This is a genomic window from Emticicia oligotrophica DSM 17448, assembly GCF_000263195.1.
Lineage (GTDB): Bacteria > Bacteroidota > Bacteroidia > Cytophagales > Spirosomataceae > Emticicia > Emticicia oligotrophica.
Genome location: NC_018748.1, coordinates 1054806 through 1069999, shown reverse-complemented (window position 1 = coordinate 1069999; position 15194 = coordinate 1054806). Strand labels below are relative to the sequence as shown.

The following is a 15194-nucleotide window of genomic DNA, read 5'->3' as shown; positions in this document are numbered from 1 at the left end:
CTATACCACTATTAAATTTCACATTTACTTATCTGCTTTGAAAATCAATTATTGTGATATAAGGTGGCATCTTTCGATTTATAGCCTCTAAAATCATTTCTACCCGAAACGTAGATTCCTTCTTTAAAGAATTCATCGGTTAAAATATTAGGGTCTAATTCATAACCCGGAGGGCTTGAAAGTTCGAGTAAGTTACCAGAAGGGTCACGAACAAACATTTGGAGATTTCCTCCCGGAAGTACACGTGCCTTACCCCAAGGAGAAGTATCAATGATACCCAATTCTTTCATTCTCCAGAAAACAGGATTAATGTCATCAATCGTGATGCAGATATGCCCGCGGAATGAAAAAACATCGTCCCATTCAGTGAGATGTAATTGTTGGGTTTCATTAAATTTAAAGAAAGCGGTTGGGTAGTCGAACAAAAATGCTGGGATTGGTTCGAGACCTAACTCGTGTTCGTAGAACTCGCAAGCCGCTTCTAAGTTGCTTACAATTAGAGCTACGTGATTGACGCCTATTGCCTTTGCCATAGTTATATAGATTAAAAAAGAATAGATGAATAGTATTAATAAATTAGCTTTTTGCTTTTGAGTATTCCTTCTACGAACATATACTTTGAGAGGTATAATAAACCCATAATCCAAAGATAGTCATAGGTGATTTTAACTAAAAAAATGCCTACTACTGATAAAATATTACACAAGATAATCGTTGCGATACTTCCCGAAATAAGTATGTGAATTTCCTTTCGAAAAAATCCATAAACACACATTAAACTAAGTTGAATCATGGCAATGAGTACTAAAATTTGTGTGAGTGTGGCAAATTTAGGGAATGTTAGATATATAAATCCGATGGCAATAATTAGCGTAAGACTTATACTCCAAATATCATTTTTACTAGAAACGTTTACTCTTTTAGATATTTTTGATAAAATAAAAAGGTTAATCTGTCCCTCAATAATCGTAACAGCGGTTAGGATATTGAAAGCTAAATTATCATGTATAATTAAATAGGCTATCCAACTTCCAGCAAAAGCAATAAAGATAGATAATAAGATAAGCTTATCAAGAATTTCTAATTTCGATTTTCTACAAGTATAGAAATAATAGGCTAAAAAAGGTAAATGTAACGCCTTAAAAATCCATACTAATGTGTAATGTTTACTAATTTGACCATAAATATCTAAAGATATCATGATTAAATAGAGTAATAAAAAGTACTTCTTGATAAGCATACGCTCGTTCTGGTCAATTCTATATTTTCTGCTTGAATTCCTTGACAAAATCCCAGTTTGGTGTGAGGCCTAAACCAGGGGCTTTCGGAACTTCAATCATGCCATCAATCGCTTCTATTTTTTCGTTTACCAACTCATACATCATTGGGTTTCCTCCCAACGAAAATTCAATAATGGTGGCTGCTGGTGCGGCAAAAGCTACATTTACACCTGCCATAAATGAAAATGCTGAACCCCAACAATGCGGAGCCAATTCGAGTTGGTAAGTATGAGCCAATTGAGCCACTCTCATAGACTCAGTAATACCACCAATAATGGCCGAATCTGGTTGAACAACATCTAAGGCACGAACTTCTATTAAATCACGTACATCAAAGGCTGTGTATTCACTCTCGCCTGCCGCAATCGGAATACCTGTTGATGCTCTTACTTCGGCTGTACCATGGCGATTGTCTGGGCTAATTGGCTCTTCAAACCAATAAAGATTACAATCTTCTACACCTCTACAAAACTGCTTCGCCTCGGGTACACTAAACGTTCCGTGGGCATCAGTCATGAGTTTGATATTATCGCCTAAAGCTTCGCGTGCCGCACGAACTCGTTTTACACTTTCGTTGACGGTTTCGTCCATGATTCCTACACGCATTTTTACTCCTTGGAATCCTTTTGATACATAACCCATTAATTGTTCGCCAATTTTATCGGCTTTAGCCCAACCACCACTGGCATAAGCGGGCATCTTATCTCTACAAGCACCACCCAAAAGCTCAACAACTGGCACACCAAGTGCTTTACCTTTGAGGTCCCAAAGAGCAGTGTCAACGCCACTAAGTGCAGAAATGGTAAGTCCACGACGACCAAGAATAGGAAATTTTCTACCACGAGAGAGGGCGTAATGGTCACGGGTTCCGTTATAAACGTGTTCCCAAATACGTGAAATATGGCGAGCATCTTTGCCTACTAATAAAGGCTTTATTTCGTTTTCTACACAACTAACGATTGATGCACATACACCCGATGAACCTACGGCTGCTTTTGCTTCTCCAAAGCCTTGTAAGCCAGAATCAGTTGTAACGACCACGAGTGTCATATCGAAATCAGTCAAGAGACCATAATCAGAAAAGTGTTGTTTTTCTTTCGGTATTGGGCAACGAAGCCAAAACGCTTCTACATTTGTAATTTTCATAAATGAGCCTCAATCTGAGGATTTTGAATGTGTAAAGCGGAGGTACTCCGCAAGAAGTGTTGAATTATTTTAGATTAATGGTCGGAGCGTCTCGATAGATTTACGTGTTAGCATTGCGTAAAAATCTTCGGTTACTGCCGAACTACCGTGGTCTTCTAAGAATTTCTTTTGTTCTGGACTTAAACCCTCTGGATTCGTATCAATGGAATTTGGATATGGATTCGCAGGGGTACGGTCGAGCGGAGAGCAAAATTCTACGGATAGCACTTTATCATAGCCAATTTCGCGAAGCGTTTCGATAATTTTTGTCCAGTTGATAGTACCCATTCCCGGAGCCATTCGGTTATTATCGGCTACGTGGAAGCCCACTAAGCGTCCTTTAGCACGACGAATGGCATCATAAGTATTATCCTCTTCGATATTCATGTGGAAAGTATCTAAACAAACACCACAATTAGGCCCCGTTGCTTCGGCTAATGCAAGGGCTTGGTCGCCACGGTTGATAAAATAAGTTTCAAAACGATTGATTGGCTCGATACCTAATACAATGCCTACACTTTCGGCATATTCGTAAATTTCCTGCATGCCCTCTACGGCCCATTGCCACTCTTCGTCAGGGCGTCCGTCAGGAATGATTTTGCCTACAGTAGCAGGTACAACCGATACCATCGAACCATCCAGTTCTTTCACCATTCTCACTACATCTTTTACATATTGTACTGATTTGGCACGTTGGGCGGTATCTTTAGCCAATAGGTTGCGGTCTTCGAGCATGAGTGTTACCGAACCCCAGCAGCCCATACCATGGTCGCGAAGAAGTTGGCCTACTTTTTTAGTATCATAGAGTTCGGGAGAACCTTGAATTTCGATTTTCTCATAGCCCAGAGCTGCAATACGTTGGATAGTTTTTTCGATAGGCTCTGCCCTCATCCAATTATGAATTGAAAGTTCCATTGTAAAGGTTTTAGATTGAATATTTTGGTAGAATTGTCGTGTTTTTACAATCAAACAAATCTACTGATTTTTTTTATTTACAGAATTTTTATTGGAAAATTATTTGTCAAAAGAACAATTAATTCTTTAAGCTTCTAAAAGCTTATTCAATCTCACGACCGACTGAATCATTGAGCGTACATCGTGGTAATTGATTTTCCATGAATGGCTCATGTGTTTCCATATTGGCTCGCCTTGGCGGGTCATGAGTGGCCACCATTCGCCTAATGAATGGTTAATCATTTTATCAAAAACGAATCGATGAACATTCACATAGGCATTCCAGTATTTTTCATCTTTTAAGTAGCGATAAGCATCGAGCATACCAATGAGCATTTCGGCTTGTTGCCAAAATTCTTTTTCTCGGTCATAAACTTCACCTGCGTGCGAACCTTCTACATAAACTCCACCAAATTCCCAGTCGATGCCATAATCTACTGAGTGGCTAAATGATTTTTGAATCTGCTCGTGGTGGAGGTCGTACGGTAATTTCAGAATATCAAGAGCATGCATTAATAACCACGCAAATTCTGAATTGTGGCCATAACTGGTGTTATCTTCGGCAGCAGCTTTTTGTCCATCTTCCGTAAATCTATCCCAACCCCAAACAATATCAAATTTGATTTGTGGAGCCACCGACCAATCGGCCCAAAATTGTGGAATACCCGTGCCATATTTTGGGTGCATGATTTTTTTAGTCAGAATCTCAATAATCTCTAAAAGTTTACGGCGATGTACCTGCTGCCCAGTACATTCATACAAAGTGGTGAAAGCTTCCATTAAGTGCATGTGAGCATCTAGGGTTTTACGGTCACCACCTGCGGCACCGGGGCCTTTCAAATCCCAATTTCGATGGAACATTTCCCAATAACCACCATAATTGGTATCTACTACGTGTTTTTGTAATAAATCAAAAACTTTTTCGGCGTATTCACGTCCACGTGGGTCACCTGTAGCAAGGGTATATTCGCTTAAACTGTAAATAGCAAAGCTATGACCGTAAACGATTTTCTCATCAATTACTACTTCACCTTTACGATTCATCATCCAATAGAATCCACCGTATTCTTCGTCCCACATTTTATTAAGCATGAAATCTACGCCATGACGAGCCATTTCTGCTAATTTACCGCCCCCATAGCCAGCACGGTGGGCTGATGAGTAAGTAAAAACCGAACGAGATTGAGCAATGAGCGATTTCTCGTCTTCTCCAGAATCATTGCCATATTGGTCGAAATGGGTAAGAAAACCTCCATATTGATTATCAACTGTTCGGGTAATCCAGAAAGGTAAAAGGCTGTTGTTGAGATAATTTTCAATCTCATCTCGAAGTTCTCGGGCTTGAATAGGATTCATTTTTAATAGTTTATTTGAAGAGGTTGAATAATATTAATGTATAGTTGATAATGCAAAATGCTCATTATAATGTCAATAGTTTTTTGAAATATAAAGATGTAATAAAAAATTCTTAAACCGCAGATAGCACAGATTTATTGACGCAAAATTTCAAAGATGTTACTACATTGTTAGCGAAAACTAACGTCATCTGCGAGCCATCTTTTTTTATTGCGAAGGTATCTTTATAATTCCGTTATTTTCAAGTAAACATTATCTATTGCGTTGAACAGCGATTCATTTTACATTAAATTTAAAATTTCTTCTAAAGTTGCTGTGCCTGTTTGGTGCAATTTCTGTACCGTAACAGCTGCTGCTAAATTAGCAATTTCGAGTGAATTTGTAATGCTTGTACCTGTTCCTCGACTCGCTGAAAATGAAGCCACAACGGTATCGCCAGCTCCCACAGTATCAAGTTCAGTATTTAGTTTTAATGCTTCAATAGTTTGGGTTTCATTCGCCGAAATATAGGTAATTCCGTATTCGCCCCTTGTAACCAAAAGTGAGCCACCGATACTTGCTAAAAGTGCTTTTCCTTGTTCGATGCAAGCTAGTTCATTTGCTTCTTCTAAATTTTCAATGCTTACTAAACGAGCTAATTCTTCGGTATTTACCTTTAAAATTACATTTTTAATGGAAAGCCCAAAACTACGTAAATCTGCTACATAAAGACAGTTGCTATGTTTAGAAAATAGGGTGTTTAGTTGTTCAATTCGTTGGGGGGTAAGTAATGGATTAGGAAATTGTTGGTTGATAATCAATATGTTAAGACTTGGAAGTGCTAAGTCAAGATTTTGTAGTATTTCATCAAAAACTTCAGCCGATAACTCATTATGTGTACCAAAATCTAGTCGATTTTCTTCTCCATTGACCGACATGGGTTTGGTATAGGTGCAAGTATCCCAATTTTCAGAAAGGCATTTAAGGTTTGCGGTATCAACATTAATCTTTTGCAAAAGATATTGCATTTCACGCCCGTAAACATCATTGCCCACACAACCAAAAACTTGGATATCATTAATGCCCAAAGCAGCTAAATTTTGTACGACATTCCCCGCCGCACCGAGTGATGTTTTAGGTTTTTTTCCCCAGTGAACTTCTTTGCCAGTTTCAATCGAAACCTCCTCAGTTTGTTTATTGATTTCGTAATAATAATCAACGGCAAAATCGCCAATTACACCCACTTTGAGGTGTTTTATTTGCTGAAAAATTTGTTTTATTTCGGTGGGTTGAAGAGGCATTTAACAGAGTTTGGTTATTGAATTGATGAAGGTACAAAATTTCAAGAATTAATCCACATGAGCATCTTTTTTGAAGGCTTGTCCGCTCCATGCTTTTTTAGAAGTCCAATCGGCGGGAGCATCTGTCCAAAAAGGGTGCGAGGCGGGTAAACCTAAAGGTAAGAATCCAAAAGTGCAGAGGTATAAACTACCCGTAGAAATGTAAGGCTCTGCAATTTCAGTTTGATGCCCTGCAAAACCTAATTGAAGCCAACCATTTGCATCGAAAGTGCCTTCGGCTTCAAATTGATTTTTCATCACCTTCGTTAGTGCACAGCGTACTTGGGCTGGTTTCATATATGGCGAAAGATTATTTTGCAAAGCAGCCAAGGCCAGCACATGAAATGCACCAACTCTGTAGGCAATCGAACGGCCAATAGGAGGGTAGGTTCCTTCTGGAGAAATGAAACGTTCTTGGTGTTCGGCATAACGAATCATACGTTTGAGTGCTAAGTCATATTCTTCTTTCTTCGCTAAATTAGCATCAACCATTACTTTTAGTACTTCAACCAACATGGGGTGAATAACAAAGGAGTTGTAATAATCCATGGCGAAACTTGGTCCATCGCCGTAAATGCCATCTCCAAAATACCATTCTGGAATCTTTTTGAGGGCGTAGTCGATACGTGCAGGGTCGTAATCTTCGCCAATTTTTAGCAGAAATGCCTCAGTTGTGGCAGCAAATAAGAGCCAATTGCTGTAATAAGCCTTTCGATTTCTAAGGGCCTTGAATTCCTCTACAAAACGTTTCTTTGTTATATCATCGAGTGGGTCCCAGAGTTTGTTTTTTGCCCGAAGAAAACCCTGTGCTAAAAATGCGGCATCCACTAATGGTTGCATATCTTTTCTAAAGTTCAGATAATCAGGGCTTTTAGGATTAACCATATTTCGAAGCCCTTGCAACAGTTTTTCTCGAAGCGTTTTGCGGAGATTACCCTCTTCGGTATTGTCATCTTCAAGGGCCAACCAAGGAGCAATGCCAGCAACTGTTCGCCCCACAGATTCTAAATGGGAAACAGGCATTTCTCTTTTGTAAGTGTTCGGCCCAGTTTCAATGGGCATATTTTTAACCAGTGTTTCTTGGGATAAATTATGTATTACTGGATACGAAATTTTGTATAATAACTTACTCCAATAAGCTCTATTTTGTTGTCCAGTTTCTGGAGTTTGGGCAACTACTAATAGAGCGTTTAATGTAAGGAATGTGAAAAATATTAGTATTTTTTTCATTTGATTGTAGGTAAAGAATAGCAGAGCTTATAGGGCATTTTCTATTTCATAAGTCCAAGCATATTGGCAAGGAATATTACTCGGATTGACCGATGGAGCCATGATAGTAAGCGTGCCATTTTTGTAGGTAAACTTCACCTCGCCTTTGTAGCCCAAAAGTGTCACTTTACTTGGTTTAGCCACATTTTGAATGCTAATGGTTTCTTCCCATTTGCGAGTAATCGCATTTAGGTTTTTGCCTTTTTGAGTAAAATAAAGCGTGCTTTCTTTGGTATAAGCAGGTGCTTTCGACCATCGGCGTGTACCATAAATGGCACTGCCATTAACTTTCAACCAAGAGCCAATTTCGTGTAAACGTTCTTGCATAATTACAGGAATTGTACCATCGGCTGCGGGCCCGATATTAAGCAAAAGATTACCTCCTTTGGCCACGATATCAATGAGTTGGTGAACTAGTGCTTCACCAGTTTGGTAGCTATCAAGGTTTTCATTGCGGTTGTATCCGAATGATTCTCCCATGCCTCTACATTCTTCCCAAGGGCGTTGAAAACCTCCAGTAGTTTCAGTATTATCAGTGCCACCGTGGCCATATTCAGAGGTGGCAAAACTTCCGTGTTTACTCTTAGTATCACTGCCCCAGCGGTCGTTCACAACGATTTCATTCTTAACGTTCGATTCATTGAAAAGCCATGCTAAAAATTCTTCGCTACGCCATGTTTTTGCAGGGTAATCCCATTCGCCATCTGTCCATAATATATCTGGTTTATAACGAGTTACAAGGTCTTTCATCTGCGGTAACATTCGTTCAGAAACATAAGTATTTACATCGGCTTTGTAGACAGGATTAAACCATTCATATAAAGAATAGTAATAGCCCATCTTTAAGTTTTTAGCTCGAACGGCTGTCATCAAATCACCAGCTAAATCTCGGTGTGGGCCAACATCTACTGAATTCCAATTCCAAGATTCTTTGCTCGGCCAAAGGGTAAAACCTTCGTGGTGTTTCGAGGTTAATACCACGTATTTAGCTCCTGCTTGCTCAAATATATTGGCCCAATCGTTGGGTTGAAAAAGTTCAGCCTTAAAATTCTGTACGAAGTCTTGATAATTTTTATCTCCGAAATTCTTTTTATGAAATTCCACAAATTCTGGGTGAATCTTTAGGTTTTTAGCAAATAATCGCTGCCAATACCATTCTGAATACCCACTTCCAAAGCCATCGGCATTTGATTTAGTGGCCCAAGAAGGTACAGAATAAAGCCCCCAGTGAATAAAAATGCCAAATTTGGCATCTTCAAACCAAGCAGGAGTAGGACGTTGGTCGAGGCTCTGCCAATTAGCCTGATATTGAGCATTGCTAAAAACACTTGCAAGTAAAAAAGCTGTAAGAATAAAATATTTCTTCATCTGAGGTTGAATAGTTAAAAGTGTTTTTTTCAAGAAAGAAAACACTAATTGATATAATGTAAGGGTTGGGAGAAAGTCAGCGTTATTGTTATCGAGTAAATGTAGAGCACCTTTCTCCAAGAAAAAAACTTGATGAAAGATGCTCTATGATTTATCTTAATGAATAATATCGACTATCGAAATAGACTAATTACTTGTAATGACTTATTGCCATGAATACTTTGCCACCTGCATCGCTGGCGGTAACTGAGTAACTAAAACCTGGGTTGATGGAGTAAGCACCGTACTCACCAGCTTTATTGATGGCAATGAATCCTACTTGGAAATTCTTTGCTTTTTCTGGGTTAATTTTCACTAAACGCTCAATGGCAATTTTGCATGCTTCTTCTGGACTTTTTCCCATACGCATCATTTCTACCACCACGTGCGTACCAGCGATACGAATAACTTCTTCTCCTTGACCCGACGAAACAGCGGCACCTACTTCATTATCTACAAAAAGTCCAGCTCCAATGATTGGTGAATCACCTAAGCGGCCTTTCATTTTGAAACCCATTCCACTTGTTGTACATGCACCCGAAAGATTCCCTGCGTTGTCGAGGGCAATCGTACCCATTGTGTCATGATTGAACGAGCCATCATCAAAGCGATTTGGAGCAAATGGGCCGTGACCTTCTTTTTTCTGTCCTTTACTTTGTTGTTGCTCAATATTCATTACTGGCTTATATTCTGATTTCTTAAGCCACTCCTTATATGTTTTTTCTGCATCAGCCGATAATTTATCGGGCTCTAACTGAAAGCCATTAGCTAAGGCAAATTGCTGAGCACCATCGCCAACCAAAAATACGTGAGGAGTCAGTTCCATTACTTTGCGGGCTACCGAAATTGGGTGTTTAATGCGTTGTAGATATGCTACTGCTCCACAATTGGCGTGCTCATCCATGATACAGGCATCAAGTGTTACTTTCCCATCTCGGTCTGGATTTCCTCCCAAGCCTACGCAGCAATTAATTGTATCTTCAATAGAGTTTGCTCCTGCTTCTACTGCATCTAATGCACGGCCGTTTTTCTCACGTAAAATTTTCCATGCTACTGCATTTACAGGTAAACCACTATCCCAAGTAGATACTACGATGGGTTTTTGTGGGGCTACTGTTTTTTTTGCCAATGCCTTGCTGGCAGATAAAAATGGTAAACTCAGAACAGACCAGTGTAAGAAGTTTCTTCTTGATTGCATAGTTTGTCGATAGGTTATTTGGTTATCGGTTAATGGTTATTGGCGTACTTGTACACTAGTTATTGGTTATTGGAAAATTTCTCTTATTATTAGCCAATCTCCCAATAACCAGTAACTAATCTGAATAATATAGGTGATTAGCTTTTTAAAATAGATTCTACCACATAAGCTTGGAGACCATAAATTTTAGCATTTTCACTTAATTGAGAAATTTCTATACTTAAATCTTCTTTAAAATCAGTTAAACAATACTTATTTATGGCATGCTCGATTGGATTTACAATGAGTTTTTGAGCCCTTGAAAGAACTCCATCAATAATAATGATTTGAGGGTTGAATAAATGAACCGCTATTGAAAGGCCTTTTCCTAGCTCCAGACCAATATTATGAATAATATCAATCGCAAAGCCATCGCCTTGTTGAGCTGCATCAATGACCATTTCAAGATTAATATTTTCAAGAGAATCTTTATATTCGCCCAACTTCGAAACCTGCCCACTACGAAGCCCCTCCTTAATACTTTTAAGTAATGAAGAGGCTGAAGTGATAGTGTCTAAACAACCTACTTTACCACAGCTACAAAGTACTCCATCGGGGTTTACTTGAATGTGTCCAAGTTCACCGGCAAAGCCAGAAGCTCCATCGAATATTTCTCCATTAAGTACAATTCCTAAGCCAATTCCCCAGTCAACATTTACTGAAAGTACGTGTGATTTACCCTTTGCTAATCCAAAATGATATTCACCGAATGCAGTTGCTTTAGAGTCGTTGATAACGAAGGTAGGTAAATTGAAATGATTTTCGATGAGTTTTCCGAGTGGAGTATTATCGTTGTTGAGGCTCTTATAGGTATAGTTAATACCTGTTTTTTTATTAACCAAGCCAGGTATCGAGACTCCCAGACCGATAATGTTTCGACCTTTAGCGATTTTCACCTCCATCACATCATCAACCAAATGAAAGAGTGTTTCTAAGAATGATGGATTATTTTTTAGTTTTAAATCGAAAGTTTGAGAAAAAATAATTTCATTTTTAAGATTTAAAACCGCTATTCGAGTATCGTGGGTATTTATATCAAGTGTGAGAATGAAGTTTTTTTCTGGATTTATGCCATAAATGGCTGGTCTCCTTCCTTGTTTTGAAATAGCAAAGCCTGTTTCGCTAATCCATTGTTCTTCAACCAATTCATCAATCAAGGCTGTAATTGAGGGAATACTAATATGAAGTGAGTGTGAAAGCTCAGCAATTGTGTTTTTGTTGTTGAAGTATAAGTCAAGCAAAATACCCTTTTTCTGCTTGTTTTTTTTGATGTCAACGACAGACTCTCGGCCGTGTGATTCTATTTCCATTTCGGTAATAGAATCAGGTTTAGTTAAAGACATATCAGTTTAGGTAATAATAGGTTTAGTTAATCTGATAAATAATAGAGCAATTTATCAAATTATTGTAAACCTTTTACATATATTATCTCAATTATTTTCATTTTCTCAGTTAGAATTTAATTGATTCATTAAAGTAAAGAATATTTTTTAAGAAAAACAAAAAACAGTATCTTATAAATTAAAAAAAATTAATATTTAATTGGTTTTTAAATAAATTAATATCGTTTTGTGCAATCGTTTGCTCGAAACGCATTTGTTTATAATTGTATATAATATACATGAAAACCAACTAAGTTAATTAAAAAAGAACTGAGACAAGGATGCCATTTTAAGTAGAATTGTTTATTTTTCCAGTTCATTCGATGAATGTGCTGTCCATTTTACGTATTCAACTAAAAAACTATGACTCTTCGAAAACTTTTAAAAAGTAAATTGGTCTGGGCATCGGCCTCCACAGTGCTGATTATTTCATGTGCCAAGTATGGAAAAAAAGAAAAACCTCTGGTTATAAAAGAAGACCCCGCAAAGGCAGTTACGAAAGCCAAAGAAATTCGTGAAAAAATAGCCGTTAAGCTTGCGGATGGTATTCAGATGAGTCTTTGGGCTTCAGACTCACTCGCTCCAGACCCCGTTGCTATGTCAATTGATGACCAAGGGCGTGTTTATCTCATTCGAACTAACCGACAAAAGAACTCTGAATTTGATATTCGTGGTCACCGTGATTGGATGACCGAATCAATTGGTTTACAAACCGTTGAAGACCGCCGTGCATTTTTGCACAAAATTTTTGCTCCTGAGCGTAGTAAAGAAAATGAATGGTTGAAAGACCTCAATGAAGATGGTAGCCATGATTGGAAAGATTTAGCCATAGAAAAAGATGAGGTGTGGCGATTGGAAGATACCAATAATGATGGTATTGCTGATGTGTCAATGAGAGTCTTAAATGATTTTTTTGAAGAAATTACCGACGTAGCGGGAGGGCTTTTAGTAAAAGGTAAGGAAATGTTTATTGGTATTGCCCCAGACCTTTGGCGAGTAAAAGATACTGATGGTGATGGTATTTTTGATAAGAAAACATCTATCAGCCACGGTTATGGCGTACATATTGGCTTTAGCGGACACGGGATGTCGGGTGTAACCGAAGGCCCAGATGGCCGTATTTATTGGAATATTGGTGATATTGGAGCTAATATCACTACTGCCGATGGTAAGAAGTTTGAGCACCCTAACTCTGGAATTATCGCTCGTTCGAACCCCGATGGTAGTGATTTCGAGATTTTTGCTTCTGGTTTAAGAAATACACACGAATTTGTTTTTGATGAGTATGGCAATCTTATTTCTTCCGATAATGATGGCGACCACCCGGGCGAAAGTGAACGTTTAGTGCACGTAGTAGAAGGCTCGGATGCTGGTTGGCGTTCGAACTGGCAATACGGAAAATACACCGACCCAAAGAATAATAAATTTAATGTTTGGATGGATGAAAAACTATTCAAACCTCGTTGGGACGGTCAGGCTGCTTACATCATTCCACCAATCATGAACTACCACAATGGCCCAACGGGTATGGTCTATAACCCCGGAACTGCTTTAGGTTCTGATTGGAAAAATAAGTTTTTCTTGGTTGAATTTGTGGGTACACCTACAGGTTCACATATTTGGTCATTTGGCTTAAAGCCAAAAGGTGCATCGTTTGTACTTGATGGCGAAAAAGATGTGGTGAGAGGAATCTTGCCAACGGGTATTCAGTTTGGCCCAGATGGAGCTTTATATGCAGCCGACTGGATTAATGGTTGGGATACTAAAAATTATGGAAGAGTTTGGAAACTAGATGTAACAAAAGATAAAAATGATTTTGAGGCTATCAGAAAAGAAACCAAACGCTTAATTCAGTTGAATTATGGAGTTCAAACGGAAGCAATGCTTTATAGTTTACTTTCAAATGCCGATATGCGTGTTCGCCAAAAAGCTCAATTTGAATTAGTAAATCGAGGACAAAAGGGTTTTGCTCAATTAACAAAAGCTATTGAACAACGTGAAAACCAATTGGCTCGTATTCACGGTATTTGGGGTGTGGGACAATTGGCTCGTCAGAACAAAACATTTGCATCGCCATTAATGGGCTTGTTGAAGGATAAAGATGAAGAAATCATTGCCCAAGCGACTAAAATTATTGGAGATATTCGTCTTTCATCGGCTGGCAGCGAATTAGTTGCTTTATTGAAAAGTAGCAACCCAAGAATCAAGTTCTATGCTGCTGAAGCTATTGGTCGCATGGCTTACCAAGATGCTGTTCCTGCCTTGATTCAGATGCTCGAAACCAATAATGACGAAGATGTTTACATTCGCCATGCGGGTGTTTTGGCTCTTTCTCGTATCGGAAAAGTTGAACCAATCGTAGCTTTGGCGAATAATCCAAGCAAAGCACTTCGTACGGCGGCGGTTTTGGTATTGAGAAGATTGAAAAATGATAATATTGCTATCTTCTTGAATGATAAAGACGAGTATATTGTTACGGAAGCGGCTCGTGGTATCAACGATGACCTTTCTATTCCAGCGGCATTACCTGCATTGGCGGCAACTTTAGCCGAAACACGTTTTACTTCTGAGCCTTTACTTCGCAGAGCTATCAATGCTGCTTTACGTGTAGGAACTGCCAAAGAAGTTGATTTATTGATTAATTTTTCTACAAGAACTGATATTAAAGATAATATCAAAGCCGAAGCTTTAGCTACTTTAGGTACTTGGAATAACCCATCGGTTTTGGATAGAGTAGATGGTAGATATCGTGGAAAATTAGAGCGTGATGGAGCTTTGGTAAAAGCTAAAATTCAGCCATATATTGGTAATTTCTTGAAAGAGACAAATCCAGAAACTATCATCGCAATGGCTGGTTTATTAACTGAATTGAATATCCCAGATTTCAATAGTGAGTTAGCTAGTATTTATACAAGTTCTGATAATGCCAAAGTAAAAGCAGCTATTTTACCAGCGTTGAATAAACTTAACTATTCGCAAATAGAAGTAGCAATTAAGCAAGGAATGGATGATAAAAACGAAAGTGTGCGAACAGTAGCTTTGAGTTTATTAAATAATAATAATGTTTCGAAAGAAAGCTTACCCGCAATTGTCAATACAATTTTCACAAAAGGCGGTATAAAAGAACAACAGCAGATGTTAATTGTATTAGGTAAATTAGCTCTTGATAAAACAAAAGATATTTTATCTGATTTGATTGGACAATTAAGCGATAAAAAACTTTCGCCAAGTGTTTCTTTAGAATTGAAAGAAGCCGTTGATGCTACAGGTTCAGAAGATTTAAAAGCGAAGGTGGCCGCAATAAAACCGGGGGCTTCGCCAATGGATGAATATATGGAATCATTATTTGGTGGAAACCGTAATGAAGGTCGAAATATTTTCAACTATAACTCTACTGCCCAATGTGTGCGTTGTCATAATTTGGGTGGAGAAGGTGGTTCTGTTGGACCAAATTTAGCCAAAATTGGTAGTAAACTCACACGTGAGCAGCTTCTACAAGCTCTTGTTGAGCCAAGTGCTCGCCTCTCACCTGGTTACGGAACTGTTTCCTTGAAACTAAAAGATGGTCAAGAAGTAACGGGTATTTTAGCCAAAGAAACTGAGCATGAGTTAGTTATTACCACTTCTGATGCCGAACCTTTGGAAATTCCACTTTCACGCATTGCTAAACGAGAAAATATGCCATCGAGTATGCCTCCAATGGGCTCATTGCTTTCAAAAAGAGAGATTCGAGATGTAGTAGAATTTTTATCGAATTTAAAGTAAAAAATCAAAAAACGTTCAGTAATTTAGTTTACTGAACGTT

11 protein-coding genes are annotated in these 15194 nt (G+C 38.4%); 1 reads left to right on the top strand and 10 read right to left on the bottom strand.

Annotation, left to right across the window (positions count from 1 at the left end; all coding sequences use genetic code 11):
* Positions 1-44: 44 nt before the first annotated feature.
* From EMTOL_RS04550 to EMTOL_RS04505, 10 genes are all read right to left on the bottom strand, one after another.
* The gene (locus EMTOL_RS04550) at positions 45-533 is read right to left on the bottom strand and encodes a VOC family protein (RefSeq protein WP_015028096.1); all 489 of its coding nucleotides are present in this window, start codon (positions 531-533) and stop codon (positions 45-47) included.
* Between the two features lie 35 nt (positions 534-568).
* Positions 569-1201 carry a hypothetical protein gene (locus EMTOL_RS04545; RefSeq protein WP_015028095.1) on the bottom strand — a complete coding sequence of 211 codons (633 nt, stop codon included), beginning with the start codon at positions 1199-1201 and terminating at the stop codon, positions 569-571.
* 58 nt (positions 1202-1259) lie between these two features.
* A complete protein-coding gene (locus EMTOL_RS04540) occupies positions 1260-2426 on the bottom strand; it encodes a mandelate racemase/muconate lactonizing enzyme family protein (protein ID WP_015028094.1) in 1167 nt (388 codons plus the stop codon).
* A 69-nt stretch (positions 2427-2495) separates the two neighbouring features.
* Positions 2496-3380 carry a sugar phosphate isomerase/epimerase family protein gene (locus EMTOL_RS04535; RefSeq protein WP_015028093.1) on the bottom strand — a complete coding sequence of 295 codons (885 nt, stop codon included), beginning with the start codon at positions 3378-3380 and terminating at the stop codon, positions 2496-2498.
* A 126-nt stretch (positions 3381-3506) separates the two neighbouring features.
* A complete protein-coding gene (locus EMTOL_RS04530; protein ID WP_015028092.1) occupies positions 3507-4775 on the bottom strand; it encodes a beta-1,2-mannosidase in 1269 nt (422 codons plus the stop codon).
* Between the two features lie 281 nt (positions 4776-5056).
* A complete protein-coding gene (locus EMTOL_RS04525; RefSeq protein ID WP_015028091.1) occupies positions 5057-6055 on the bottom strand; it encodes a bifunctional heptose 7-phosphate kinase/heptose 1-phosphate adenyltransferase in 999 nt (332 codons plus the stop codon).
* Between the two features lie 48 nt (positions 6056-6103).
* On the bottom strand, positions 6104-7324 hold the full coding sequence (locus tag EMTOL_RS04520) for a DUF2264 domain-containing protein (RefSeq protein ID WP_015028090.1): 1221 nt from the start codon (positions 7322-7324) through the stop codon (positions 6104-6106).
* Between the two features lie 27 nt (positions 7325-7351).
* On the bottom strand, positions 7352-8731 hold the full coding sequence (locus EMTOL_RS04515; RefSeq protein WP_015028089.1) for an alpha-L-fucosidase: 1380 nt from the start codon (positions 8729-8731) through the stop codon (positions 7352-7354).
* Positions 8732-8921: 190 nt separating this feature from the next.
* A complete protein-coding gene (locus tag EMTOL_RS04510) occupies positions 8922-9968 on the bottom strand; it encodes an isoaspartyl peptidase/L-asparaginase family protein (protein WP_015028088.1) in 1047 nt (348 codons plus the stop codon).
* A 137-nt stretch (positions 9969-10105) separates the two neighbouring features.
* On the bottom strand, positions 10106-11350 hold the full coding sequence (locus EMTOL_RS04505) for an ROK family transcriptional regulator (protein WP_015028087.1): 1245 nt from the start codon (positions 11348-11350) through the stop codon (positions 10106-10108).
* 402 nt (positions 11351-11752) lie between these two features.
* Here EMTOL_RS04505 and EMTOL_RS04500 point away from each other — a divergent pair, with 402 nt between their 5' ends.
* On the top strand, positions 11753-15154 hold the full coding sequence (locus tag EMTOL_RS04500) for a DUF7133 domain-containing protein (RefSeq protein ID WP_015028085.1): 3402 nt from the start codon (positions 11753-11755) through the stop codon (positions 15152-15154).
* Positions 15155-15194: the final 40 nt, after the last annotated feature.

Excerpts from the sequence above, each read along its gene's own strand:
- EMTOL_RS04515 (WP_015028089.1), bottom strand. The coding sequence starts at position 8,731 with ATGAAGAAATATTTTATTCTTACAGCTTTTTTACTTGCAAGTGTTTTT.
- EMTOL_RS04550 (WP_015028096.1), bottom strand. The coding sequence starts at position 533 with ATGGCAAAGGCAATAGGCGTCAATCACGTAGCTCTAATTGTAAGCAAC.
- EMTOL_RS04510 (WP_015028088.1), bottom strand. The coding sequence starts at position 9,968 with ATGCAATCAAGAAGAAACTTCTTACACTGGTCTGTTCTGAGTTTACCA.
- EMTOL_RS04530 (WP_015028092.1), bottom strand. The coding sequence starts at position 4,775 with ATGAATCCTATTCAAGCCCGAGAACTTCGAGATGAGATTGAAAATTAT.
- EMTOL_RS04505 (WP_015028087.1), bottom strand. The coding sequence starts at position 11,350 with ATGTCTTTAACTAAACCTGATTCTATTACCGAAATGGAAATAGAATCA.
- EMTOL_RS04525 (WP_015028091.1), bottom strand. The coding sequence starts at position 6,055 with ATGCCTCTTCAACCCACCGAAATAAAACAAATTTTTCAGCAAATAAAA.
- EMTOL_RS04520 (WP_015028090.1), bottom strand. The coding sequence starts at position 7,324 with ATGAAAAAAATACTAATATTTTTCACATTCCTTACATTAAACGCTCTA.
- EMTOL_RS04535 (WP_015028093.1), bottom strand. The coding sequence starts at position 3,380 with ATGGAACTTTCAATTCATAATTGGATGAGGGCAGAGCCTATCGAAAAA.
- EMTOL_RS04545 (WP_015028095.1), bottom strand. The coding sequence starts at position 1,201 with ATGATATCTTTAGATATTTATGGTCAAATTAGTAAACATTACACATTA.
- EMTOL_RS04500 (WP_015028085.1), top strand. The coding sequence starts at position 11,753 with ATGACTCTTCGAAAACTTTTAAAAAGTAAATTGGTCTGGGCATCGGCC.
- EMTOL_RS04540 (WP_015028094.1), bottom strand. The coding sequence starts at position 2,426 with ATGAAAATTACAAATGTAGAAGCGTTTTGGCTTCGTTGCCCAATACCG.